This window comes from Burkholderia plantarii (genome assembly GCF_001411805.1).
Classification (GTDB): Bacteria; Pseudomonadota; Gammaproteobacteria; order Burkholderiales; family Burkholderiaceae; genus Burkholderia; species Burkholderia plantarii.
On the sequence record NZ_CP007213.1, the window covers coordinates 1,409,961 to 1,433,333 of the forward strand.

A 23,373-nucleotide genomic window follows, 5' to 3' on the forward strand; every position below is an offset into this window, starting at 1 on the left:
TAGCGCAAACGCGTCGCATCGGTCGATGGTTTTACGCTCTGCAACATGTTGCAGAGCAGGCGCCGCTGCGCTGCGGCATGGTGCGGACACAATCTTTCGGCGCGTTGCCAATGCGTGCCGACGTGACGGGCGGGGCAGGTTGGCCGGCCGTCGTGATGCGGGCATGGCAACCGAACATGGCGGTGTCGCGGGGAAATGGTTGTGCGTGCATCGATACCGGGAAAGCGGTTTGATTCGCATGACTGAATGATTGGCGAGACCATTGCAGGTTCGCCGGTGTTCGTCGAAGCGGCCTGAGTCGGTGGCCCGGAGGCGCGGCGTCGTCACCGGGCCATGGGTGATCCGAGGCACCGCCTGTTCGCGGCGGCATGATGGCGGCCGGACCGGGATTCGGGTCGTGGAGCGTTGTGTCGCGTTCCTTCAAGAGGTACGATGTCGCTTGACACAAATTACAAACCGCCATCACGGTACGGAATGCATGCCCGCCATGTCATGAAGAAACAGGGTGTTCTGCGTAATTTAGTTGTCTGACGACAGTTGAGATAGAGGAGGAGAACCACGATGAAGAACCGACGCGCGCCGCGCGTGCTGGTCGCGGCGATTTCCCTGGCCAGCACGCTGGCCATGGTCGCGGCCGCCCATGCGGCCACTTACGCCTACGTGTCGAACGCCGACAGCCACGACATCTCGGTGCTGCGGCTCGATACCGGCTCGGGCGCGGTGACGCCGGTCGAGACGGTGGACGTGGGCGGCACGGTGATGCCGATGGCGCTGTCGCCCGACCATCGACGCCTCTACGCGGGCATCCGTTCGCAGCCGTACCGCGTGCTCAGCTTCGCGCCGAATCCGCTCGACGGACGCCTCACGCAGCTCGGCAGCGCGCCGCTCGCGAACAGCATGCCGTTCATCTCGACCGACGCCACCGGCCGCTACCTGCTCTCGGCGTCCTACGACGGCAACCTGCTCGCCGTGAATTCGATCGGCGCGGACGGCGTGGCGGGGCCGGTGCAGCAGACCATTCCGACCGGCCCGAAGGCGCACGCGATCCTGACCACGCCCGACAATCGCGTGGCGTTCGCCTCGGTGCTCGGCGCCGACGCCTGGCTGCGGCTCGGCTTCGACGCGGCCACCGGCCGGCTGACGCCCGACGCGACGCCCGGCTACGCGCTGCCGCCGCACTCGGGGCCGCGCCACTTCCGGTTCGCGCCGGACGGCCGCTTCGTCTACCTGATCGACGAACTCGACGGCAAGCTGCACGTGCTCGCGTTCGATCGCGACCACGATCGCGCCCGGCCGGTCCAGACCGTGTCGATCCTGCCGGCCGGCTTCGGCGCGCAGACGCCGTGGGGCGCCGACCTGCACCTGACGCCGGACGGCCGGTTCCTCTACGTGTCGGAGCGCACCTCCAGCACGCTCGGCATCTATCGCGTCGACCAGGGCAACGGGCACCTGACGCGGATCGGCACGGTGCCGACCGAGAAGCAGCCGCGCGGCTTCGCGATCGATCCGTCGGGCCGCTACCTGCTCGCGGTCGGGCAGCTGTCCACCGCCCTGCGCACCTACCGGATCGATCGGGCCACCGGCGCGCTGACGGCGCTCGGCGAGACGCCGGTGGGCAAGGGCGCGAACTGGGTGGAGATCGTCGACTTCCCGGGTTCGAACGCGGACTGATCCGGTCGGTAAGGATGCCGGCATGCACCGCCGCGGGGCGGCGCGGCCGGGAGCCGGCATCGGGGAGCCGGAGGCCGGGCTTCACTGTTCGCGAGCCGGTATCCAGTAGTCGGCGTGCGGGCTTCGGCGTTCGGGTGTCGGCATTCCGGAGTCGTCGCGCAGGCGTCGGCCAGGCTTCGGCGTCCGGCCGGGATCCGATTCCGCCGCAAAAGCGCGACCGTCATCAAGGCCGGGTACGATCGGGGCTGGCCTTGCCCGCGGCCGCCGTGCGAGGATCTCGCATCCGGCCGATCCCTTGTCCACGCCGTTCGCGGCCCCCGATCCACGATGACTCCGCTCGACTCCTTTCCCCGCCTGCAGACGCGGCGGCTCGTATTGCGCGAGCTGGCGCCGGCCGACGCGGCGGCGCTCTACGCGATCCACGGCGACGCGGAGGCGATGCGCTGGTACGGCTCCGAGCCGATGACGGCGCCGGGGCAGGCGGCGCGGCTGATCGATACGTTCACGGCGTGGCGCATCGCCGGCACCGGCGTGCGCTGGGGCATCGAGCGCCGCATCGACGGCGCGCTGATCGGCACCTGCGGGCTGTTTCGCTGGAGCCGCGCATGGCGCAGCTGCACGATCGGCTATGAACTCGCGCGCGGCGCGCGCGGGCAGGGCTTCATGCGCGAGGCGCTGGGCGCCGTGCTCGAGCATGGCTTCGACACGATGGGACTGAACCGCGTCGAGGCGCGCGTCCACCCCGAGAACGACGCCTCGCTGCGGATCCTGGCCGCGCTCGGGTTCGCGCGCGAAGGCTATCAGCGGCAGGCCGGCTACTGGAACGGCGAGTTTCGCGATCTCGTTCAATACGCCCTGCTGCGCGACGAATACCGCGCGCCGGCGGCCTGATCCACCGCGCTCGCCGGCCGAGCCCCATGCCGACGGAACTGCCCCACGCCACGGCGCCGCGCGCGATCCGCGCTTATCATCGGCGTTTCATCTCCGACACGAGGCAGATCCGATGCGAACCCTCATGCGCGTGGCCCGGCCCGTGGGCGATCTCGAACGGGCGGCGCGGATGTATCGCGAGGCGCTCGCGCTCGACGTCGTCGGCCGCTTCGCGGCCCATGCCGGCTTCGACGGCGTGATGCTCGGCCGCGACGGGCTCGACTACCACTTCGAATTCACGGTCTGCCGCGCGCATCCGGTCGCGCCGGCGCCGACCGTCGACGACCTGATCGTCTTCTACCTGCCCGACGCGGCCGACTGGGCCGCCGCCTGCGCGCGCTTCGAGGCGGCCGGCTTCGCGCGCGTCGCGTCGTTCAACCCGTACTGGGACGCGCAGGGGCGCACCTACGTCGATCCCGACGGCTACCGCACCGTTCTGCAGCGGGCGGCATGGCGCGGCGGGCGCGCCGAATGAGCCGCGCCGCGCCCGCCGCCGCCGCCGCTGTGCCGGCTTAGAACGTGTGGCGCAGGCCCACCGTGACGGCCACCTGCGTGTCGGTGGACGACGGCGAGAGCGTGTTGATCATCGCGTGCGAGAGCACCGAGCCCGCCGGCGCGCCGTGGACGTTCTGGTAGACGCCTTCCAGATAGACGTCGGTGCGCTTGCTGAGCGCGTAGTCGGTCTGCAGCATCGCGGTGTTCCAGCCCGGCGACGCGCCGTCGTAGGCGCCGCGCGTGTAGGTGTAGGCACCCGACACGCTGAGCGCGCTGGTCAGCGCGTACTTCGCGTTGACCTCGTAGTTGTCGAGCCGCAGCGTGCCGTTCAGGCCGCCCGCCGAGCTGTCGCCGGCGCCGAGATAGGTGCCGGTGCCGAACGAGAACACGCCGGTGGCGTCGTCGATCTGCGTGTGGCTCCAGACCAGCCCGACGGTGGCCGCGCCGAACGTGTAGTTGCCGCCGAGCGACCAGATCCGCTGGCGCCGCGCGACGAAATTCGCGCTCGCGTCGCTGGCCGTGATCGCGCCGGCGCCGCTGCCGGCGTTGGCGAACTGCAGGTAGCCGGCCGCGAGGTTGACGGGGCCCTGCGCATACGACAGCGCGAAGCCGTAGGCGCGGTTGTCGGCGAAGCTGCCGGCCTTGTTGCTGAAGCCGTACATGGTTTCGAAGGTCAGGCCGCGCCAGGTCGGGCTCGCGTACTTCACGGTGTTGTTCACCACCACCGAGTTCGCGGCCAGGTTGTCGTTCTCGAACGGATGCGCGGCGATGCTGCCGCCCCAGGTGTTCAGTTCCGCCGTGAGCGGGCCGACCAGATCGTTCAACACGTCGAACTGGCGGCCCAGCGTGAGCGTGCCGGCCTGGTCGCTTTGCAGCCCGACCCACGCCTGCGAGCCGAAGCCGTCGCCCGAGAACGCCTGCGCGCCGTTGTTGAGCAGGAAACCCTGTTCCAGCTTGAACACCGCGTGCAGGCCGCCGCCCAGATCCTCGCTGCCCTTCAGGCCGAACACGGTGTTCTGCGTGGAGCTGCTGTTCTCCTGCCAGTTGCTGTGGCCGAGCTGGTTGTTGGTGTAGACGAGGCCGGTGTCGATCAGGCCGTAGAGCGTGACGCTGCTTTGCGCATGGACGGATGCCGAGGCGGCGAGCGCGCCGACGAGCGCGGCGCTGATCAGGGTGGGTTTCATCGAAAAGGCTCCAGTTGGACGATGACGGTTCCGGAATCGGCCGGCCGCGCCATGCGGCGCGTAATGCGGGTTTCACATTGCGCCGGGAGAGGCGCGCGCCGGCATTCGGAAAATGGACGAAAGCGCGAATCATTCGCCACTCGGCGCAGCGTTTTCGTCAATTGCCGTCGGACCGGCGACAGGCTTGCAGGGCGGCCTTGGCGCGGCAATCCGGCGCGATTCACTGAATTGGCAACGGGTCGCATCTTAGAACGCCGAAAATAAAAATGGCATTCAAAACAGCCGGTCGTGGTATCAAAAAAACAGAACGATTTTTTATATTTTTTATTCGGTACCGCCTGATTCCGGCGGATTCCGCTTTTTGTGAAACCCCGGCAATCGGCGTGGCGGCATGGCGAGGCTTTCATGATGTTTGGAATGGGTTTGCGCGTGGCTTTCACGATTGCCGGGGCCGCATGCCGATGCGATGATGTCGCGCGTCGCGTATCCGTGTCCGTATCCGTCGCCGGCTGTTCCGCTCGCGCCGCTTGCGCCGTTTCATTTCCGATCCACCGAAGGAGCGCACGCTTGCATCCCGTTCCGTCTCCCGCCCCGCGCCGGCGTTCATTCCGACTTCCGGGCCTGCTCGTGCCGGCGCTGGCCGCCGCCGCGCTGCTGTCGGCCTGCGCCGGCGGCGCGCCGCGCGAGCTGCCGCCGCCGCCTTCGCCGCCGATCCCGGCCGGCATGACGGGCGCGCAGCTGCTGCCGCGCGGCTACGTCTGCCAGGACTGCGCGATCGATTTCCTGCTCGGCGCGATCACGCCGCCGGCCCACGGGCTGATGCTGGTGCGCGGCGGGTTCATGACGCCGCAGGCGATCTGGATCGTGGTCGATTACGACGCGCGGCGCGTTTCGCGCATCGTCACGGCCGCCTCGCAGGACGCGCGGGGCCGCTTCGCGCTGCGCGCGCTTGCACGCAACGACGGGCCGCTGAGCACGGGCGAGCTCTCCGGCATCCGCTCGGACGCCGACGCGATCTGGATCTCGACCCACACGCTGCGCTCGAAATCGGCCGCCGATACCACCTGGAGCCTTTATCTGATCGACGGCGGGGCGGTGCGCCACGAGTTCGGCATCGGCCAGCCGGGCGAGGGCGCGGCGCGGCTCGCCGACGATCTCGACGGCATCGTGCGGCACGCGATCGGCGGCTGAGGCGGCGCGGGCCCGCTGAGCCGGCTGGGCGGCTTGGGCCGTCGGGGCGGCGCAGGCGGCTTGGGCCGACGGGGCCGCTCCGGTGGCCCGGATTTCCGGATCGTGAGGACAGCCTGGACCGTCGGGCCTGCTCAGGCAGTCAGCCTGCCCAGGCAGTTCAGCCTGCCGTGTCCGCGACGGCCGTTCGGGCCGCCGGATCGGCCGGTGCAGCCTGGCTCCGCGCATCGGTCCGGGCCCGCCAAGGCGATCGGGGCAGTGCGGCACGCCTGCGTGCGATGCTTTCACCCGCCCCCCGAGCCGCTTCCCCGCCGGCCGTCTCGCCCGGGTTTGCCCGAGCTCCGGCGATGCGGTTAGAATGCCGCACCGCAGCACCCGTTCCCGCCGCCCGCCCGCAGCTTGCCGGCGCGCCGGCCGTGCGCGTCGTCCTGTCCGTCCGAATCGACCCCGCTACGACCCCGCTACGACCCCGCTACCCATGTAATCGCTCGCGAACTCCCCTCCGTCGTCTGTTCATTCGCCCGACCGATCGGGGGTTCGCGGACCGATGTCGCCCGTGCCGTCCGCCTTGCGCGGCACGCCCGGCGCCGTCCCGTCCAGCCGTGCTCTCACACGAACGCCTGCCGGCGTCCACGCATCCGCTTGCCGGGTGCCGCGCGCCGGCGGCACCGGATGCCGTCCGCGCCCGAAGGCCGGGCCGGCCGCGCGAGCCCCGACGCCGCGCGGCACCGCCCCCAACGCTCCACCCTGGAACCCGCCATGCATGCCCGTACCCTACGCCACGAGTGGTTTGGCAACCCTCGCGGCGATCTGCTCGCCGGCATCGTCGTCGCCCTCGCGCTGATTCCCGAAGCGCTCGCCTTCTCGATCATCGCCGGCGTCGACCCGAAAGTCGGCCTCTACGCCGCCTCCGTGATCGCCGTCGTTTCCGCGATCGCAGGCGGCCGGCCCGGCATGATCTCGGCCGCCACCGGCGCGGTCGCACTGCTGCTCACCTCGCTGGTGCGCGACCACGGCGTGCAGTACGTGCTCGCCGCCGGCATGCTGGCCGGCGTGCTGCAGATCGGCGCCGGCCTGCTGCGGCTCGGCGAGCTGATGCGCTTCGTGTCGCGCTCGGTGATGACGGGCTTCGTCAACGCGCTCGCGATCCTGATCTTCCTCGCCCAGCTGCCGCAGCTGCGCGGCGTGCCGGTCACCGTCTACGGCCTGCTCGCGCTCGGCCTCGCGATCATCTACCTGCTGCCGCGCGTGACGCGCGCGGTGCCGTCGCCGCTCGCCTGCATCGTCGTGCTGACCGCGCTGGCGCTGGCCTGCCACCTGCCGCTGCGCACCGTCGGCGACATGGGCGCGTTCCCCGACGCGCTGCCCGGGTTCGCGATCCCGCACGTGCCGCTCACGTTCGACACGCTGCGCATCGTGCTGCCGTACTCGATCGGCATCGCGGTGGTGGGGCTGCTCGAATCGCTGATGACGGCCGCCATCGTCGACGACTACACCGACACGCCGAGCGACAAGAATCGCGAATGCCGCGGCCAGGGCTGCGCGAACATCGCCGCGGGCCTGCTGGGCGGCATGCCGGGCTGCGCGATGATCGGCCAGACCGTGATCAACATGAAGTCGGGCGGGCGCGGGCGCCTGTCGACGTTCGTGGCCGGCGCGTTCCTGCTGGTGCTGGTGGTGTTCCTCGGGCCTTGGGTGCGGCAGATCCCGATGGTGGCGCTGGTCGCGGTGATGGTGATGGTGTCGATCAGCACCTTCAGCTGGAAGTCGATCGCGAACCTGCGCACGCATCCGGCCAGCTCGTCGGTGGTGATGCTGGCCACCGTGGCGATCGTGGTGGCCACCGGCAACCTGGCGATCGGCGTGTTCGTCGGCGTGCTGCTCTCGGCGCTGTTCTTCGCCTCGAAGGTGCGGCGCGTGCTGGCGGTCGACGGCACGCTCGACGCGGCCGCTGGCGAGCGGCGCTACACGGTGCGCGGGCAGGTGTTCTTCGCGTCGTCGGAGGCGTTCGTCGCGCAGTTCGATTTTCACGAGCCGGTCGCGCGCGTGCGGCTCGACGTGTCGCATGCGCACTTCTGGGACATCACCGCGATCGACGCGCTCGACCGCATCGTCAACAAGTTCCGCCGCCGTGGCGTGCAGGTCGAGCTGTTCGGGCTCGATCGCGCGAGCGCGTCGATGATCGACCGGTACGCGACGCACGACAAGGCGGGAGCGGGAGGCCAGACGGGGCTGCCGCACTGATGGACGCCGCCCGGGACGCCACCGCCGCGCGTCGGCGCGAGAGCGCCGGCCTCATCGACTTCATCGACCTCGTCGCCCCCGGCTTGCCGGTGCCGCGCGTCGGCTTCCCGCCGCCCTGACCGGGCGCCCGGGAGCGAGCCGGGGCGGGCGGCCCGGCGTCCGCTTTTTTCTCGATACCGGCGGCGTGCCGCCGGCCCTCACTTCGACGCGAGCGCCGCCTGCACGGCCGGATCGCGCCAGACCGCGGCGGCCACGTCGAGTTTGGCCGGAATCAGCTTCACGCCGTAGAACGCGTCGGCCACGGCCTGCTGCGAGGCGACGATGCGCTCGTCCACCGGTACCGCGCCGAACGGCACGCGCCTGAACCACGCCTCGACGAGCGCCGTGTCGAGGCCCACCTTCGGCGCGATGATCGCGGCCGTGTCGGCCGGATGCGCGTTGACCCACCGGCCCGTCTCGCGGAGCTGGCGCAGCACGGCCGCGACGATGTCGGCATGCGCGCCGGCGAAGTCGCGCGTCGCCTCATAGAAGTTGTACGAAGCGACGAGCCCCGTGTAGTCGGACAGCGTGCGCACCTTCAGCGCGCTCTGCGCGGCCGCGTAGTACGGATCCCAGACCACCCAGGCGTCCACGTCGCCGCTCTCGAACGCGGCGCGCGCGTCGGCGGGCGCGAGGTAGACGGGCTGGATGTCGCCGTAGCGCAGCCCGGCCTTGTTCAGCGCGGCGAGCAGCAGGTAGTTCGAGCTGGAGCCCTTCTGCAGCGCCACTTTCTTGCCGCGCAGGCCGGCCACGTCGCGAATCGGCGAGCCCGCCTTCACGAAGATCGCCTCGTTGTGCGGCGCGGGCGGCTCGGCGCCGACGTAGACGAAGCGCACGCCGCCCGCCTGCGCGAACACGGGCGGCGGCGCGCCGGTGTAGCCGAAGTCGATGCTGTTGGCGTTCAACGCCTCGAGCAGTTGCGGGCCGGCCGGGAATTCGAACCATTTCACCGTGTAGCCGAGGGCCGCGAGCCGCGTCTCGAGCGCGCCCTGCGCCTTCACCACCGCGAGCAGGCCGGCCTTCTGGTAGCCGATCCGCAGCACGTGGCCGGCGCCCTGCGCGGCGGCGCTGCCGGCGAAGCCGGCCGACAGCGCGGCGGCGGCGAGCAGCGCGGCGAGCCGGGCGGTCAGCCTGGACGCGGGGCGGGCGGGAGCGGACGGACGGGCGGAGCGGGAGGGCGGCAGGAAGCGGGCGGAAGCGATGAAGCGGACGAAGCGGGCAGTGCTGGGCATCGGGCGATCTCCGGAGCGGTCGCCGGCATGCGGCGAGATTCGACGGGAGCGGCGGCATGCCGAACCATGCCGCCGCAGTCGAAAAATCGTCGCATGGGCATCCGCCCGGCCCAACCAAGCATTGCCGAAATCAATATGACGGCGGCCTGACTAAGGTTTTTCTAAGGTTTTTCGCGCTTGCCGTGCGCCGCCCCGGCGGTCTCGCGCGCGCCGTCGGCCGGCGTCGCGCCCGGCTTGCCGGCCTTGTCGGCTTCGTCGCGCGCGGCGCCGCTCAGCTGCTTGTCGAGGATGGTCGCCACGCGCCCGCCGAGGTAGTCGCCCGAGGCGGCCTCGAGCGCGCGGTTCATCTCGCCCTCGACGAAGGTGGCCGACAGCGGCCGCACGCGCCAGATCGCCTCGACCAGCGCCGGCACCTCGGTGACGGGCGGCAGCGAGCCTTCGTCGTAGCGGTCCAGGCGGCGCACCACGAGGTCCACCAGCACGCGCGCGATGGCGTCGAAGTGGGGCCGCGCGATCATGATCGCGTCCACCAGCTCGCGCACCGGGATGCCCTCGCGCGCCATCGCGGCGGCGGCTTCGATCAGGCCCGGCGTCTTCGCCACGAACGACAGCCCGCGCCGCTCCAGCAGCCCGAGTTCGGTCACGCGCGCGAGCGAGGACGGCGTCTGCGGGCCGAACATCGTCACCAGGTCGGCCAGCGAATAGGTTTTCGGCCGCTCGTGCGACCAGCGCCCGCCGATCGCGTTCTCGAGGCCGAGGATCGAGCGCAGGTCGTGGCCGTCGTCGATCGCCTTGATCAGGTCCTGGATGTTGGCGAGCGTGTAGCCGCGCGCGAGCAGGTGGTTGATCACCTTGAGCCGCGCCACGTGCGTGTCGTCGTAGATGCCGACGCGGCCGCGCTTGCGCGGCGGCGTGAGCAAGCCGCGATCCTGGTAGGCGCGGACGTTGCGCACGGTCGTGTCGGTCACGCGCGCGAGCTCGTCGACGGTGTACTCGTTGGAGGCTGCGCCGTCGGGCGACGCATCGGCGGGAGAGGGCGGGGTCGATGTCGGCATGCGCGGATTTTAGCGTGTGTGCGCGCCGTCGTCGCGCGCTTCGGACGGTTGCTTCGGGTGGCCGCTCATGTCGTCATCTCGCGCCGGCCTCGCGGCGGGCGGCCCGGCACGAGGGGCCTGGCCGTGATGGAGGGCGCCCGAACCACGCGGCGGACCCGGGCACCGGATGCCAACCTTGGCCATAAGCCTGCGCAAGATCAAGAATCTGGACGAAACCGCCCGAATCGGGGTGATTCCCCGATCCGAAATACTCAAGTTTCCCAGTTCGGAACCGTAATTATCGACAGCAAAAGTCGTGCGCGCGAGCGCCATTGAATCCCGTCGACCGGTCAGCCATGAACGCTTTGTTTTCCCGTTTCTCGATCCGTACTCGCCTTTATTCGACGCTGGCCCTGGCCGCCGCCCTGCTCTGCGTGACCGGCCTGATCGGCCTGTTCGGCATGCAGGGCTCGAACGACGCGCTGAAGGACGCCTATACGTCCCGGCTCGCCGCCAAGATGGCGCTGGCCTCGGCGAACCTGAACCTGACGATCGTGCGCACCACGCTCGATCGCGCCATCCTGCATCCGGACCGCCCGGACCTGCAGTCGGTGGTCGACAAGGCCGAGTCGTACCTGTCGATTTCCGACAAGGCCTGGAAGGACTACATCGCGCTGCCGCGCCAGGAAGGCGAGCAGCCGTTCGTCGACGCGGTCGCCGGCGCGCGCGGCGCGTTCATCTCGCAGGCCATCCAGCCGATGATCGACGCGCTGCGCGGCAGCCACGCCGACGAGGCCGACCGCCTGATGATGACGGTCTCGCCGTCGCTGTCGGTGGCGCTGTCCAAGGCCACCAACGATCTCGACACGTTCGCCCTCGACAACGGCCGCCAGCAGTACCAGCGCGCGCAGCAGCGCTTCTCGACGCTGCGCCTGGTTGCGCTGGCAACCATCGTGATCGGCCTCGGCGCCTGCCTCGGCTGCGCGATCGGGCTGCACTACGCGATCACGGCCCCGCTCTCGCACCTGCTCGAACACTTCCGCCGGCTCTCCGACGGCGATCTCACGCGCGAGCTGCAATGGACCTCGCGCGACGAGATGGCCGAACTCGTGAGCGGCGTCACGCGCATGCAGCGCAATCTCTCGGAGACGGTCCGGCGCGTCGCGCACGGCTCCGAATCGATCGCCACCGCCACGCGCCAGATCTCGGCCGGCAACACCGATCTCTCGCAGCGCACCGAGGAACAGGCGGCCGCGCTGGAGCAGACCGCGGCCAGCATGGCGCAGCTGACCACCACGGTGCGCCAGAACGCCGACCATGCGCGCGACGCGCGCGAATCGGCCGACGACGCCACGCGCATCGCCTCGCAGGGCGCCTCGGTGGTGGGCGAGGTGATCGGCACCATGAACGACATCGATCGCAGTTCGCAGCGCGTGGCCGACATCATCGGCACCATCGAGGGCATCGCGTTCCAGACCAACATCCTGGCGCTGAACGCGGCCGTGGAGGCGGCGCGCGCCGGCGAGCAGGGCCGCGGCTTCGCGGTGGTGGCCGGCGAGGTGCGCACGCTCGCGCAGCGTTCGGCCAGCGCCGCCAAGGAGATCCGCGCGCTGATCGGCGAATCGGTGGAGCGCGTCGCGGCCGGCTCGCGGCTGGTCGGTTCGGCCGGCAACACCATGAACGAGATCCGCGATGCGATCACGCGGGTCAACGACAGCATGGCCGCGATCGCGGCCGCCTCCGACGAGCAGCGCGACGGCATCGAGCAGGTCAGCCGCGCGGTCGCGCAGATGGACGAGGTCTCGCAGCAGAACGCGGCGCTCGTCGAGCAGGCCGCGGCCGCGGCCGCCGCGCTCGAGGAGCAGGCCGACGGGCTGCGCGAGGCGGTGCGCGCGTTCCACGTGGCCTGAGCGGCCCGAGTGGCAGGACCGGCCTGGGGCCCGCGCGGGCCGCGACGGTCCGGAAAACGCAAGGGGCGCGATCTATCGCGCCCCTTGTCGTTTGGGCCCACGTCGCCCGGCGCGTCAGTCGCCCGGCGCAATCCGCGCGGCGGCGCGCTGCGAGGCCACCACGATCAGCTTCATGGTCGCGCGCGTGGCGCCGACGAACAGCTTGCGCGCCGCGCGCGCGTCGAACGTCTCGAAATCGACCTCGGTCAGGATCACGCAGGGCGCGGCCTGCCCCTTGAAACGATAGATCGAATCGAGCAGCACCTCGCCTTCCTGGTACTCGGGCGTGCCGAACAGGTCGTACTTGCCGGTGAAGCGGCGCACGCGGTGCGGGCCGAGCTGGTCGAGCGGCGTGAACACCGAGCTTTCGCGGCCGCGATAGGACAGCACGGCGATGTCCTGCTTGCGAAAACCCAGCGACAGCGCCTGCGTGATCGCGCGCTTGGTGGCATCGATGCAGGCCTCGCCGGTCGCGTCGCCGTCGTCGTAGACGTTGAAGCTCAGCTCCGAGCCGTCGAGCGGGCTGCCCGATTTCAGTTCGGCCGCGAGCGGCTCCAGCTCGCCCACCACGCGGCGCAGGTAGTGCAGCACGTCGCGCGGGCTGCGGTAGTTGGTCAGCTCGCGCAGCGTGACCCAGCCGTCGAACGGCACGTCGTCGCGCGCGTAGAGCGCCTGCAGCGGATCTTCCAGCCACCACCAGGCGCCGTCCGGCGTCAGCAGCCGTTCGAGCGCGGCGGCCCAGTCGGGCTGGAAGTCCTGCCCTTCGTCGACGATCAGCACGTCGAAGCGCCAGCGCTCGGGCACCGGGGTAGCCGCGAAGCGCGCCGCGAGCCGCGTGAACGCGTCGGGCTCGGCGAAGTCGGGCGTGTGGCCGGTATCGCGCAGCACCGCGTCGCAGAACTGGTGGTAGTTGGCGATGGTCGCGCCTTCCGGGGCCAGCCGCTTGATCGAGTCGGCCAGCGGGCGGTTGAAGCAGACGTAGAGCACGCGCCGGCCGGCGGCAACCGCGTCGCGCATCACGCGCACCGCGAGCTGGGTCTTGCCCGAGCCGGCGGTGGCGATCACCCGCAGCCGGAACGGCGCGAACTCGAGCCGGCGCGCCCAGGTGGCGAGGCCGGCCGACAGCCGCGTGACGAGCGTGTCGGCCTGGCCGACCAGCGCGCTGGTGTCCGGCGCGAGCGAGAGCTCGTCGGCGAGGAAGTGGTGGATCTTCGCGGCGCTCGCGAACGGCGGCTCGTCGGCCGGCAGCGCGGCCTCGATCACGGCGGCCAGCTGGTTGCGGCGCGTCGCGTCGACGATGCGCTCGGGCGGCAGCCCCGCGATCGCCGGGTTCGTGACGGTGTGGTCGGGGCAGTAGAGCAGCGCGTCCACGCCGTACTCGCCCGCGCCGAACGCGGCCGTCAGGCGCCGGTGCAGCGTCTCCTGCATGTGCGCGAGCTGGATCGCGACGTTGCGCTCGGTCTTCATGTAGACCTTGGCGAGCCCCTTCGGCGTCTCGCGCAGGAAGCCCGCCTTCTGCTCGACCAGCAGCACGCGCCCCGACGGGCTCACCACCACGAAATCGGCCTCGCCGAACACCGAGAAATGGTGGTCGGGGCGCGTCCAGTGGACGCCGTGATAGATCGTGTAGGCATCGGGCAGCGCGGCTTCGAGCATCGTCAGCGTGTCGCGCTCGCGCTGCGCCGCGCCGGTGGCGGCGACGCTCTTCCAGTCGTCGGGGATGATGCGGGCCATGAAGGGACTCGGAGGTGGAGGCGTCGGCTATTGTACGCACGCACCCCGGGTCGCGACACGTGATGTCGCAGGCGCGGGCCGCCGCCGGAACGCTTCCCGCGTGCCGCGGCAGCGCCGGCCCGGGCGGTGCGCAAGGAGCGGGTGCGGCGCGCTTGCGCCGCCACGGTCAACGCCGGGCCGCGAGGCGCCGGGTCAGCACCGCGCGGGCCGCCGGTTCAGTGCCGCGCGAGCCGCTTGGCCAGATCGGCGCAGAGCAGCGCGAGGCGCGCCGGCTTCTCGTAGCAGACCACGTCGAAGGTGCGCATCACGTCGCTGATCTCGGCCTCGCTGACGTGGCCCGAGAGCAGCGCGCCCGTGAGCACGAAGATCGGCGCGCCGGGGTTGTCGGAGGCGCGCACGGCGCGGATCACCGGCGTGGCCGGCCGCTCCTCGAACAGCCATTCGGTCAGCACCGCGTCGAACGCCTGGTTTTGCAGCGCGTCGATGAAGGCCGGCAGCTTGTCGAAATGCACGGTCGCGAAGCCCTGCTCGTCGAGGTAGCGGCAGACCAGCTCGGCGGTGCCGAGATCGCTGTCGACCACCGCCACCAGCAGCCGGTCGTTCTCGACGCGGCGCGGATAGATCTCGATCTTGTGGACGTCGTAGGCGTTCTGGTAGAGCACGCCGCTCTGGCGCAGCACGCGCCAGCGGCCCTGGTTCTCGTAGGCGACGAACTCGGGGCGCGCGCCCGGTTCGAGCTGCGCGCCGATCCAGACCGTGCAGGGAATCTCGGCGACGCCGGCGAACAGGATCGCGTCGTGCGCGCTCGCCCCCACCATGCCGGGGTCGAGCGACTGCGCGCCGAACAGCTGCGCGGCGGGTTCGCCATAGGCTTCGGCGACCTTGCGGATCTGGGAGAGGGTCCAGGGGCTGCTGCCGCGTAATTTGCGGTGGCCCTGGGAAAAGCTCAGATCGAGAATCCGGCACAGTTCGGTGGTCTGTTGCCGTTTCCCGATGCCATTGCGGCTCATCAGCTCGCGCACGCGTTCGGCGACGGCCAGGGAGTCCGTGGTCACTGCTTCATTGGTCATGCTTGCGAATGCGATCGGGTCGAGAGGGTGTCGCTTTACGACGTTGGGTTCATGTCGGACAGGGCCGCTGAGGGGTAGAGCGAGCCGACCGGCCACGCACGCAAACGTTAACTTTACCGCAATTCAGAAATCGCTCTGTCGACATTTACACTGGCGAATGGGAAAGCTGTAACGAAACATTGCGATGTGTCGCGCGCGCCAACGCGCGAGCCCCGATGGACGGGGCGTTCAAAACATGCGGGCGCGGCGGTCGGCCCGCGGGCGGCGAGATGGCGTGGCGCTCGGTGTTCCATGGTGCCTGCGTCGAGTGGTGGCGCGATGCCGTTGAACCGGCGACGGCCGCCGGGGCGGCCCTCGTCTCCATAACATAGACGAGCGATCGTAGCCGCGCCAGTGGGGCTAGCGCGGGGGCGGCGCGCGACTGTTTCGTGCATTTTTGTGTTCGCGCGCCGCCGGCCGAGCGCCACCGGCGGGGCGGGCGGCCGGTAGAATGGCGCGATCGCCGAGGCGGCATCCCGCCACCTCGCCACCACCGCCTTCCAGACTGCCAGACGCTTCGCATGACCACCACCTATCCGTTGTACCGCGCGTTTTCCCGCGCGGACGAACCGTTCCCGACCGAGGCCGACGTCGTGATCGCCGGCGCCGGCATCATGGGCTGCGCGGCGGCCTACTATCTCGCCCTGCGCGGGATCCGGGCCGTGGTGTTCGACAAGTCGCGGGTGGCCGGCCAGCAGTCCACGCGCGCCTGGGGCTTCGTGCGGCAGCAGGGGCGCGAGGCGGCCGAGGTGCCGTTGATGATGGCCGGCATGCGGATCTGGGAGGGGCTCGAGGCCGAACTTGGCGCCGATCTCGAATGGCGCCAGGGCGGCTGCCTTTATCTGGCCGATCACGACGAGGACTGGGCCTCGTTCCAGGACTGGCTCGGCGTGGCGCGCGAGCACGGGCTCGACACGCGCGCGCTCGCGCCCGCCGAGGTCGGGCGCCACGTGACGGGGCTCGCCGCGCCCGTACTCGGCGGCCTCTACACCGCCACCGACGGGCAGGCCGAGCCGCGGCGCGTGGCGCCCGCGTTCGCCGCGCGCGCGATCGAGCGCGGCGCGCGCTTCTTCGACGGCTGCGGCGTGAGCGCGATCGAGACGGCCGGCGGCGCGGTGACGGGCGTCGTGACCGAGCGCGGCCTCGTGAAGACCTCGCGCGTGATCTGCGCGGCCGGCGCGGCCAGCTTCCGGCTGCTCGACGGCGTGGGCATCCGCCTGCCGCAGCAAACCGTGCGCGGCACCTGCATCCGCACCAACGCGCTGCCGGCCGTGTCGGCGGCGACCATCTGGGGCCACGGACTCGGCATTCGCCAGCGCGCCGACGGCGCCATCAACCTCGCCGACGACATGACCGTCGACGTCGACCTGACGCTCGGCCACCTGCGCGGGCTGTCGATGTTCATGCCCGAATTCTGGAAGCATCGCGAGAAATTCCGGATTCACCTGAACGGCGCGCTGCCCCGCGACCTCGCGCGGCGCCTCGCGGGCGGCCTCGACGCGATCGAGCCGCGCGAGCCGCAGCCGCGCCCCAATCCCGCGCAGGGGCCGCGCGCGCTGGCGCGGCTCAGGAAGATCTTCCCGGCGCTCGCGGCGGCGCAGGCCGTCGAGAGCTGGGCCGGGCTGATCGACGTGCTGCCCGACGGGATTCCGGTGATCGACGCGCCCGACGCGGTGCGCGGGCTCGCGATCGCGACCGGCTTCTGCGGGCACGGCTTCGCGATGGGGCCGATCGTCGGGCGGCTGCTCGCGGAACTGGTCGATACCGGCGCGCCGTCGCTCGAACTGGGCGCGTTTCGTGCGCGCCGGTTCGTCGACGGCACCATGAAACGGCCGCGCAGCATGCTGTAAGGCAAGCGGGCGAGGGGATCGTCCCGGGCGCCCGCTTGCCTCGTTGCAAGGCTTGGATACGCCGGGCGGGTGGAGCGGGGCGAACGCGTCGGAAACGAAACGGACACCCGCGCACCGACGTCGATCGCGCAGGCCGTGGCGCGCCGCCGTCCCCGGGCCGCCACGGACGCCCGCGCGAGGCGTCCGCCGCGCCGCCGGACGCGCGCCGGGCCGACTTCCGCGATGCTTGGCAAGCCCGCCGCTTGTCGGCATGATTCAGGGCCAGTCATCTGCGCCGCCCCCATCGAAGGGCGGCGCCTTCCGAAGGAGCGCAGCGCCACGCTGCAACGATGAAGTCCACGCGCCGTTGGTTCCCTTTCCATGCCGCCCGACGGGCCGTCTTTCCGGCGCCGGCCGCGTTACGCCGCGCCGCGGCGTGGGGCTCGGCGCTGGCCGCCACCGTCACGCTGGCGGCGGCGCCGACGGCCGCCAGCGCCGGCGCCGATGGCGTGGAACCGGCCGCGGCGCGCTTCCAGGCGCTGCTGGCCTGCGCGCCGGGCGCGCGGGCGCCGGGTCCGGCCGAGCGGGCGGCATGGCGCGCGGCGGGCGTGTCGTTCACCGGCTACGCGCATGACGGCGGCGTGCTGCTCGACGACCGGCACGACGCGCCGTCCGACGCCTGGGAGGAAATGCGCGTGCGGTTTCCGCGCCCCGTGACGATCGAGGGCAGCCCGGTGACGCTGATCCATCTGGCCAGGCAGCAGAGCGGGGACGCGGCCACCGATACCGACCTCACCGTCTATGCCGAGACGGCGGGCGAGATCGGCGCGTTCGCGGCCGCACGCCGGCTCGCGCCGCTGCCGGCGGCGGTGCCGGCGGGGCTCGACATCGAGGGCAACGCCGAGGACGGTCACGCGGCCCTGTTCCATGCCGGCTACCTGCGCTGGGCGATGCCGCTGTCGAAGCAGCAGGCCGATGCGCTGAGCGAGCCGGGGAGCCTGTATCTGCCGGGCGCGCACCGGCTGCCGTCGGCCCGCTTCGCCGGCGCGCTGGTGGGCGAGCCGGGTCGCTTCGCGTTCGGCTGCGTGGTGTTCGGGCCGGACGTGACGCCGGTGGACGGCATGTGAGGCAGGGCGGCGCTCACCATTTCGGGATTTCCGGATGCTTCCCCCGGGCCGCCGACACCGTGTCGATTACCTCCGTGTATTGCGCCTTGACGGCCTCGTCCTGCAGGAACGCGATGATCCTCGCGTTGAAGGCCGGGCGATCGGTGAACGATTCCCTGCCGATGAAATCGACGACGTCCTTGATGGCTTCATAGATTTTCTGGCTCGATGCCTCCGGACTGCTCGACAGGTCCTCGAAATGCTTCGCGTCATGCACGAGCGGATTTCTGACATCGGCGTAGAGCGCGTCGTAATCGGTCAGCGTGGCCTTGAATCGCCTGGCGTTGCACTGGCTGATCGCGGCGGCCACGAAGGTCCGGTGCTTCCAGCCGCGCCATTTCGGATCGGGGCTGATCAGGCCGTCGAGCGCGAATACCAGCGAGAGAAACTGCGCCTCCGGAGCGATCGCGTAAAACGCATATCGGCAGGCCCGGATCGCGATAAACGACGCGTCGATCAGCGGCCCGGCGATCGTGCCGGCCAGCATCGCCGCCAACACCGGCAATTCGGGCGAAAACGGCACGTCGACTTCAGGCCCGAGCCAGTTGTTGTTGGCGGAAATCGGCCGGCTGATTCCCGACAGGATCTGCGGCTTGAAATACGTGGTGCCGTGCGGCTCCACATGAATGCGATACACGCCGTCCGTGCATTGTCCGGCCGGATTCGGCGTGTACTCGATCCGGTCGAAGCGGCTGCAGGTGGTGCGAATCACGTCGAGCGCCGTTTCGGCGTGATTGAGGACGCGATTGATCAGCCGATTTTCCGCATCGATCGACACCGCGGTTTGCAGCAGCTCCTGGTTCGATACCGTGAGTTCGAACTCGACGTATTCCCGATCGAATTCGTCGACGCGCTCTTGGTCGGCGGCTTCGTCGCTCGAGCGACGCGGGAAAAACCGGTAATCGGCGATGTTGAACGGCGCTTCGATGAAAATCTTGTCGAGCGGGACCGCGAACGTGCAGGGGATCATGCGATCGCCATCGAGTTCGGCCAGTTCGGCATGCGTGTTCGATCCGGTCTTCAGTGAAATATCCAGCCAGGTAAAGGCGGCGCGGAAATGCTCGAGCATGTCCGCGTCGCTGGTGCCGGCCGGCACGGCAAAGACCACGCCGTCGCCGTCCGGAAAGGCGCTTGCCCAATAGCCGAGTGCCGTCAATTGCCGGCAGGCGTCGTCGATTTCCGTGGCGAGACCGGCGTGCTCGCCGGTATTCCAGAGCAGATTGCCGTGATGGTTAGCCTTCGGCGGGAGAAGCGAGGCTTGCATGGGTCGTTTTCTCGTTGATTCGGGCGGGATGGCCCGCCGGATTATTTTCGGTTGCCGCTGCCGGTCTGGTAATCGGCCGTCAATCAAGCGGATTGGCCTTCACCGGATCGACGATAAGGGTTTTCAGCAGGTCGCCGGGCCATTTGACTTCGGTGACTGCCTGGTTTTGCCGAGGCCGACGAGTTTTCCCGCCATGATGCCGGGCCGTTGCCTGTCTCTGCGCTAATTTTTCTCGCGTATGAGTTCGCGGATGGCGCGGTGATGCGAGGCAATGCATCGCCGTCCGGCCCCGGACTGGATTCGTGAATCGACTGGAAATGGCGACAGGGCAGCAGCGACGGCAATCGGCGGTACCGCAGGTAGGCAACCGAACCCGCTTCGGCGCGAGGCCGGCGCGCCCGCGCGGCACGTCCCGTGCTTGCGAGGCTTGCCGGCGAGACCGGCGACGTCGGTGCCAGGGCGCCACGCCGCCCGGTTCCCCGACCGCGCGACGGGAGCCACCGCTGCCAGCCGGCCCCACGCCGCCCCAAGTTGAAAAACATCGTGTCGCGCTCGCCACGCCGCGTTCGAAACTCGGTACCATTCACCGTTTTTTGAAATATCCGGTAAACATGAAAGTTCGAAATGCGAGCCTTTGGGCTCCGGCGGGCATGCTGCGCTGGGCATATGCGGCCGGCGCGCTGGTGCTCGCGATCGCCGTGCGGCTCGCGTTGCATCCGCTGCTCGGCCCGATCATGCCCGGCACCGCGTTCGCGATCGCGGCGGTGCTGGTCGAATACTATCTGGGGCTCGCGCCGGCCCTGATGGTGATGTTTACCGGCCTGCCGATCGCCGACTTCCTGTTCGTGCCGCCTTACGCCTCGCTCGACGAATTCCTGACGGTCGATCGCGGCGACATCGTCCTGCTGGTTTCGTATCCGCTCGTCACGCTGCTCGTGATCACGCTGGTGGAGCGGCTGCGCCGCGCCCAGTTTCGCGCGCAACTGGTCACCTCGGTCGCGCAGTCGCGCTACGAGATGCTGCTGCGCCAGGACAACGACCGCCTGCTCGCGCGCCGCGCCGTGGACGAAACGCATCGCCTCCTGCGCCACCTCGCCCAGCACCAGTCCCAGCTGATTCTGATCAAGGCGCTCGAACGCGACGCGGCGCAGCGCGCGCAGGTCGGCCAGAGCGTCGACGCGCCGCTGCCGTTCGGCGGCGAGGTCGCGCCCGGCCCGCGCTACGCGCAGGTCCATCCCGACGACATCCAGCGCATCGCGCACACGCTGTCGGCGGGCAGCCAGCGCGTGCGCGCGCGCTCGGACGACAGCGGCGGCGAGTTCCGCCTCACGCAGTGCCAATGCGATCGATTCACCACGCACGCGGGCGATTTCCTCGTGCTGCGAGCGGAGGAGCAAGGCTGAGATGGCGACCCTCGACCTCACGACCGCCGGTGCCGCGAGCCGCCCGGCCCGCGCCTCGGCCGCCGCGCCGATCTTCGGCGAGGGCGACGGCCACGCCGTGCTGCTGCTGCACGGGCTGTCCAGCTCGCCGCTCGAGTTGCGCTACCTGGCGCGCTACCTGCACGAGGAAGGCTTCACGGTTTGCGCGCCGGTGCTCGACGGCTACAGCGCGGGCTCGGCCGAGCAGCCGATGGAGCGCTGGATCGAGGGCGCGGTGCGCGAGTTCGATGCGCTCGCGGCGCGCTACGAGCGCGTCTCGGTGTGCGGGCTGTCGATCGGCGGGGCGCTCGCGCTGCGGCTGATCCAGGAGCGCCCGCGCGCGCAGGCGCTGGCGCTGCTGTCGCTGACGCTGACCTACAACGGCTGGGCGATCCCGTGGTATCGCTTCATCCTCGACCTGGCCTACTACACGCCGCTGCGGCACCGCTATCGGTACCGCGAGGCCGAGCCGTTCGGCCTGCGCAACGAGGCGCTGCGCGCCAAGATCGCGCGCGCGATGGAGCGCGACGCGTTCAGCGAGGTCGGCCCGTCGGAAATCTCGCTGCCGGCGCTGCATCAGGCCAACCGGCTCGCGCGCCTGGCGCGCCAGGGGCTCGGCCGGATCGAGAACGACACGCTCGTGATCCACGCGATCGACGACGAGACCTCGAGCCCGCGCAACCCGAATTTCATCATCGAGCGGATCGGCGCGAGCTTCCTGCGCACCATCTGGCTCGACGACTCCTATCACATGATCACCTCGGACAACGAACGGGAAATCGTCGCGCGCGAGACCGCGCTGTTCCTCCGCGAAAGCGAGATCACGCACGGCGCCGACAGCGGGGCGAACCCGCCCGTGGTGTCGAAGGCGCTCGCGCGGCGGCTGCGCCAGCTCGCGGCGGTGGCCCGCAAAAGCAAATAAAGGAAGCCCATGCCCCTCTGGAAGACGGCGGCGCCGCTCGCCGCGATGTTGCTTGCCTCGGCCGCGCACGCCGACACGGGCGGCGCGGCGGACGGCAGCGCCGGTGCCGGCACCGCCGCGTCGCCGTGGAAGATCACGGTCGGCCCGGGCGTCTACGTCGCCCCGCAGTATCCGGGCTCGCGGCACCTGAAGGCCTATCCGTTCCCGGCGCTCGACATCTCCTACCGCGACACGTTCTTCTCGCAGGGCCCGGACGTGCTCGGCTGGAACGTGCTCGGCAACGATACCTACCACCTCGGCGCGGCGATCAGCTTCGATTTCCAGTCGCGCGACGCGAAGGACGACAGCCGGCTGCGCGGCCTGCCCGACGTCCACGACGGCCCGAAGCTGAAGCTGTTCGCCGACTACACGGTGTGGGCGTTCACCGGGGCGCTGGCCGTCTATCGCGACGTGGTCGGGTACGGGCAGGGCACCACGGCCAGCGCCGATCTCTACGCCTCGCTGCCGCTGAAGGGCTGGCTGTTCTCGGTCGGCCCGGGCCTGACCTGGGCCAACGGTGCCTACACGCGCACGCTGTTCGGCATCTCGCCGTCGGAGAGCGCCGCCTCGGGGCTGCCGCAATACGGCACCGGCGCCGGCATCCGCGACGTCCACCTGAACTTCTACATGACGCACGACTTCTCGCGCCACTGGGTCGGCACCGTCAACTCGACGCTCGGGCGGCTGCAGCGCTTCGCGGCGAACAGCCCGGTCACGGAGCGCCGCACCGAGTGGACGACGTTCGCGTCGCTCGGCTACCGGTTCTGAGTTCCGGGGCCCGGGTCCCGGGTTCCGGCACGCGGCGCCGGCGCGCGGGCCGGCCCGCTCGCGAACGGGCGCGCGCGGCGATTCGCCGGTAGCATGTGGCACTGGCGGCAGCGGGCAGGGCGCCCGCGCCGCTCGCCGCTCGCCGCCTTGGCCCGATGCGCCCTCGACTCCCGATCCACTGAACGCGATGAACGAATCCCTCTCCCTTGGCCGTCTGCTCGCGCAGGCCTTCACGAGCCACACGCAGATCGACACGCTGCCCGACGCCGTCCTGCCGCGCGACGCGGGCGCGGCCTACGACGCGCAGCACGAGATCGTCGCGGCGCTCGACGACACGATCGGCGGCTGGAAGGTCGGCGCGAAGACGCCCGACGGCCCGCGCCAGGGCGCACCGCTGCCGAGGCACGGCGTCTCGCTCGACGACACGGGGGTCTACACGGCCGACGCGCGCCGGCCGTTCGGGCTCGAACTCGAGTTCGCGTTCCGCTTCGGCCGCCGCTTCGAGCCGACCGATCGCGCCTATCCCGACGCCGAGGTCGAGGCGGCGATCGCCGAGGTCGGCGCCACCATCGAGGTGGTGGCGAGCCGCTTCGCCGGGTTTCCCGCCGTCGATCGCCTGCTGCAGCTGGCGGACCTGCAGAACCACGGCGCGCTCGCGGCCGGCGAGTTCGTGCCGTATCGCGCCGATCTGCAATTCGTCACGCCCGAGCTGTCGTTCACGTTCAACGGCCAGCCGCTGTTCTCGGGCACCCCGGCGAACCCGGCCGGCGATCCGCGCCGCCTGCTGAGCTGGCTCGTCAATCACGCCACGGTCGAGCGCGGCATCGCGATCACGCCCGACCAGCTCGTCACCTGCGGCAGCTATGTCGGCCTCGTGAACGTGGCGGGCAGCGGCGTGGCCGTCGGGCAGATCGGCGGCCTGCCGCCGGTGACGCTGACGATCGCCTGAGGGCCGGCTGCGCCGCCGGCGGCTTCGGCTCCGGACGGGCGGCGCAGGCCTTGCCGGACCGCTGGTTTTCATCGACTCGCTGCCTTTGCGCGCGCCCGGCTTGACGGTTCGCGCGCGCTCCCGCTTCCGTCTCGGTCTGCGTCCGGCCTCCTCCACGACATGACGCGCGCCGCCGCTGTCATGCCGGATCGAGCCGAGTCGCGTCG

Annotated in this window: 19 protein-coding genes; 13 read left to right on the top strand and 6 right to left on the bottom strand. The window is 70.5% G+C overall.

The genetic code is table 11. The features are described from left to right. Positions 1–561 precede the first annotated feature (561 nt). The 3 genes from bpln_RS23330 to bpln_RS23340 all read left to right on the top strand — a co-directional run bounded on the left by bpln_RS23330 (position 562) and on the right by bpln_RS23340 (position 3,076). Positions 562–1,671, top strand: coding sequence for a lactonase family protein (locus bpln_RS23330; protein WP_042627629.1), 1,110 nt, complete (start codon positions 562–564; stop codon positions 1,669–1,671). A 327-nt stretch (positions 1,672–1,998) separates the two neighbouring features. Further along, entirely contained in the window at positions 1,999–2,562 is a 564-nt protein-coding gene (locus bpln_RS23335) for a GNAT family N-acetyltransferase (RefSeq protein ID WP_042627630.1), read from the top strand. A gap of 112 nt (positions 2,563–2,674) precedes the next feature. Next, on the top strand, positions 2,675–3,076 hold the full coding sequence (locus bpln_RS23340) for a VOC family protein (RefSeq protein ID WP_042627631.1): 402 nt from the start codon (positions 2,675–2,677) through the stop codon (positions 3,074–3,076). 37 nt (positions 3,077–3,113) lie between these two features. On the opposite strand, the gene bpln_RS23345 is transcribed toward bpln_RS23340, so the two are convergent. Beyond that, positions 3,114–4,280, bottom strand: coding sequence for a porin (locus tag bpln_RS23345; protein ID WP_042627632.1), 1,167 nt, complete (start codon positions 4,278–4,280; stop codon positions 3,114–3,116). Between the two features lie 266 nt (positions 4,281–4,546). On the opposite strand from bpln_RS23345, the gene bpln_RS36010 reads away from it, so the two are divergent. The 3 genes from bpln_RS36010 to bpln_RS23355 all read left to right on the top strand — a co-directional run bounded on the left by bpln_RS36010 (position 4,547) and on the right by bpln_RS23355 (position 7,712). After that, positions 4,547–4,750: a hypothetical protein gene (locus bpln_RS36010; protein ID WP_148654138.1), complete on the top strand. Its 204-nt coding sequence runs from the start codon at positions 4,547–4,549 to the stop codon at positions 4,748–4,750. A 97-nt stretch (positions 4,751–4,847) separates the two neighbouring features. Next, on the top strand, positions 4,848–5,471 hold the full coding sequence (locus bpln_RS23350; RefSeq protein ID WP_148654139.1) for a hypothetical protein: 624 nt from the start codon (positions 4,848–4,850) through the stop codon (positions 5,469–5,471). Positions 5,472–6,227: 756 nt separating this feature from the next. Then, positions 6,228–7,712: a SulP family inorganic anion transporter gene (locus bpln_RS23355; RefSeq protein WP_055140138.1), complete on the top strand. Its 1,485-nt coding sequence runs from the start codon at positions 6,228–6,230 to the stop codon at positions 7,710–7,712. A 197-nt stretch (positions 7,713–7,909) separates the two neighbouring features. On the opposite strand, the gene bpln_RS23360 is transcribed toward bpln_RS23355, so the two are convergent. Both bpln_RS23360 and bpln_RS23365 read right to left on the bottom strand, forming a co-directional pair. Then, positions 7,910–8,983, bottom strand: a complete 1,074-nt coding sequence (locus tag bpln_RS23360) for a sulfonate ABC transporter substrate-binding protein (RefSeq protein WP_082465407.1) — start codon at positions 8,981–8,983, stop codon at positions 7,910–7,912. A 161-nt stretch (positions 8,984–9,144) separates the two neighbouring features. After that, entirely contained in the window at positions 9,145–10,038 is an 894-nt protein-coding gene (locus tag bpln_RS23365) for a MerR family transcriptional regulator (RefSeq protein ID WP_055140139.1), read from the bottom strand. Positions 10,039–10,373: 335 nt separating this feature from the next. Here bpln_RS23365 and bpln_RS23370 point away from each other — a divergent pair, with 335 nt between their 5' ends. Beyond that, positions 10,374–11,927, top strand: coding sequence for a methyl-accepting chemotaxis protein (locus tag bpln_RS23370; RefSeq protein WP_055140140.1), 1,554 nt, complete (start codon positions 10,374–10,376; stop codon positions 11,925–11,927). Positions 11,928–12,041: 114 nt separating this feature from the next. Here bpln_RS23370 and bpln_RS23375 read toward each other — a convergent pair whose 3' ends face one another. Both bpln_RS23375 and bpln_RS23380 read right to left on the bottom strand, forming a co-directional pair. Continuing rightward, a complete protein-coding gene (locus bpln_RS23375) occupies positions 12,042–13,700 on the bottom strand; it encodes an ATP-binding domain-containing protein (RefSeq protein WP_042627637.1) in 1,659 nt (552 codons plus the stop codon). Between the two features lie 215 nt (positions 13,701–13,915). Further along, on the bottom strand, positions 13,916–14,770 hold the full coding sequence (locus tag bpln_RS23380) for a helix-turn-helix domain-containing protein (protein ID WP_042627638.1): 855 nt from the start codon (positions 14,768–14,770) through the stop codon (positions 13,916–13,918). Between the two features lie 560 nt (positions 14,771–15,330). Between bpln_RS23380 and bpln_RS23385 the strand changes: the two genes are divergently transcribed. Beyond that, positions 15,331–16,659, top strand: a complete 1,329-nt coding sequence (locus bpln_RS23385; RefSeq protein ID WP_042627639.1) for an NAD(P)/FAD-dependent oxidoreductase — start codon at positions 15,331–15,333, stop codon at positions 16,657–16,659. A 329-nt stretch (positions 16,660–16,988) separates the two neighbouring features. Further along, positions 16,989–17,765, top strand: coding sequence for a hypothetical protein (locus bpln_RS23390; RefSeq protein WP_042627640.1), 777 nt, complete (start codon positions 16,989–16,991; stop codon positions 17,763–17,765). Between the two features lie 13 nt (positions 17,766–17,778). Here the strand turns inward: bpln_RS23390 and bpln_RS23395 are convergent, their stop codons facing one another. Further along, positions 17,779–19,155: a hypothetical protein gene (locus tag bpln_RS23395; RefSeq protein WP_148654140.1), complete on the bottom strand. Its 1,377-nt coding sequence runs from the start codon at positions 19,153–19,155 to the stop codon at positions 17,779–17,781. 524 nt (positions 19,156–19,679) lie between these two features. Here bpln_RS23395 and bpln_RS23400 point away from each other — a divergent pair. The 4 genes from bpln_RS23400 (at position 19,680) to bpln_RS23415 (ending at position 23,167) form a co-directional block, all read left to right on the top strand. Further along, positions 19,680–20,471, top strand: coding sequence for a DUF4118 domain-containing protein (locus bpln_RS23400; protein ID WP_055140142.1), 792 nt, complete (start codon positions 19,680–19,682; stop codon positions 20,469–20,471). Between the two features lies 1 nt (position 20,472). Then, a complete protein-coding gene (locus bpln_RS23405) occupies positions 20,473–21,411 on the top strand; it encodes an alpha/beta hydrolase (protein ID WP_042627643.1) in 939 nt (312 codons plus the stop codon). Positions 21,412–21,420: 9 nt separating this feature from the next. Continuing rightward, positions 21,421–22,218, top strand: a complete 798-nt coding sequence (locus bpln_RS23410) for a MipA/OmpV family protein (protein ID WP_055140143.1) — start codon at positions 21,421–21,423, stop codon at positions 22,216–22,218. A 187-nt stretch (positions 22,219–22,405) separates the two neighbouring features. After that, positions 22,406–23,167, top strand: a complete 762-nt coding sequence (locus bpln_RS23415) for a 2-keto-4-pentenoate hydratase (RefSeq protein ID WP_042627645.1) — start codon at positions 22,406–22,408, stop codon at positions 23,165–23,167. Positions 23,168–23,373 lie beyond the last annotated feature (206 nt).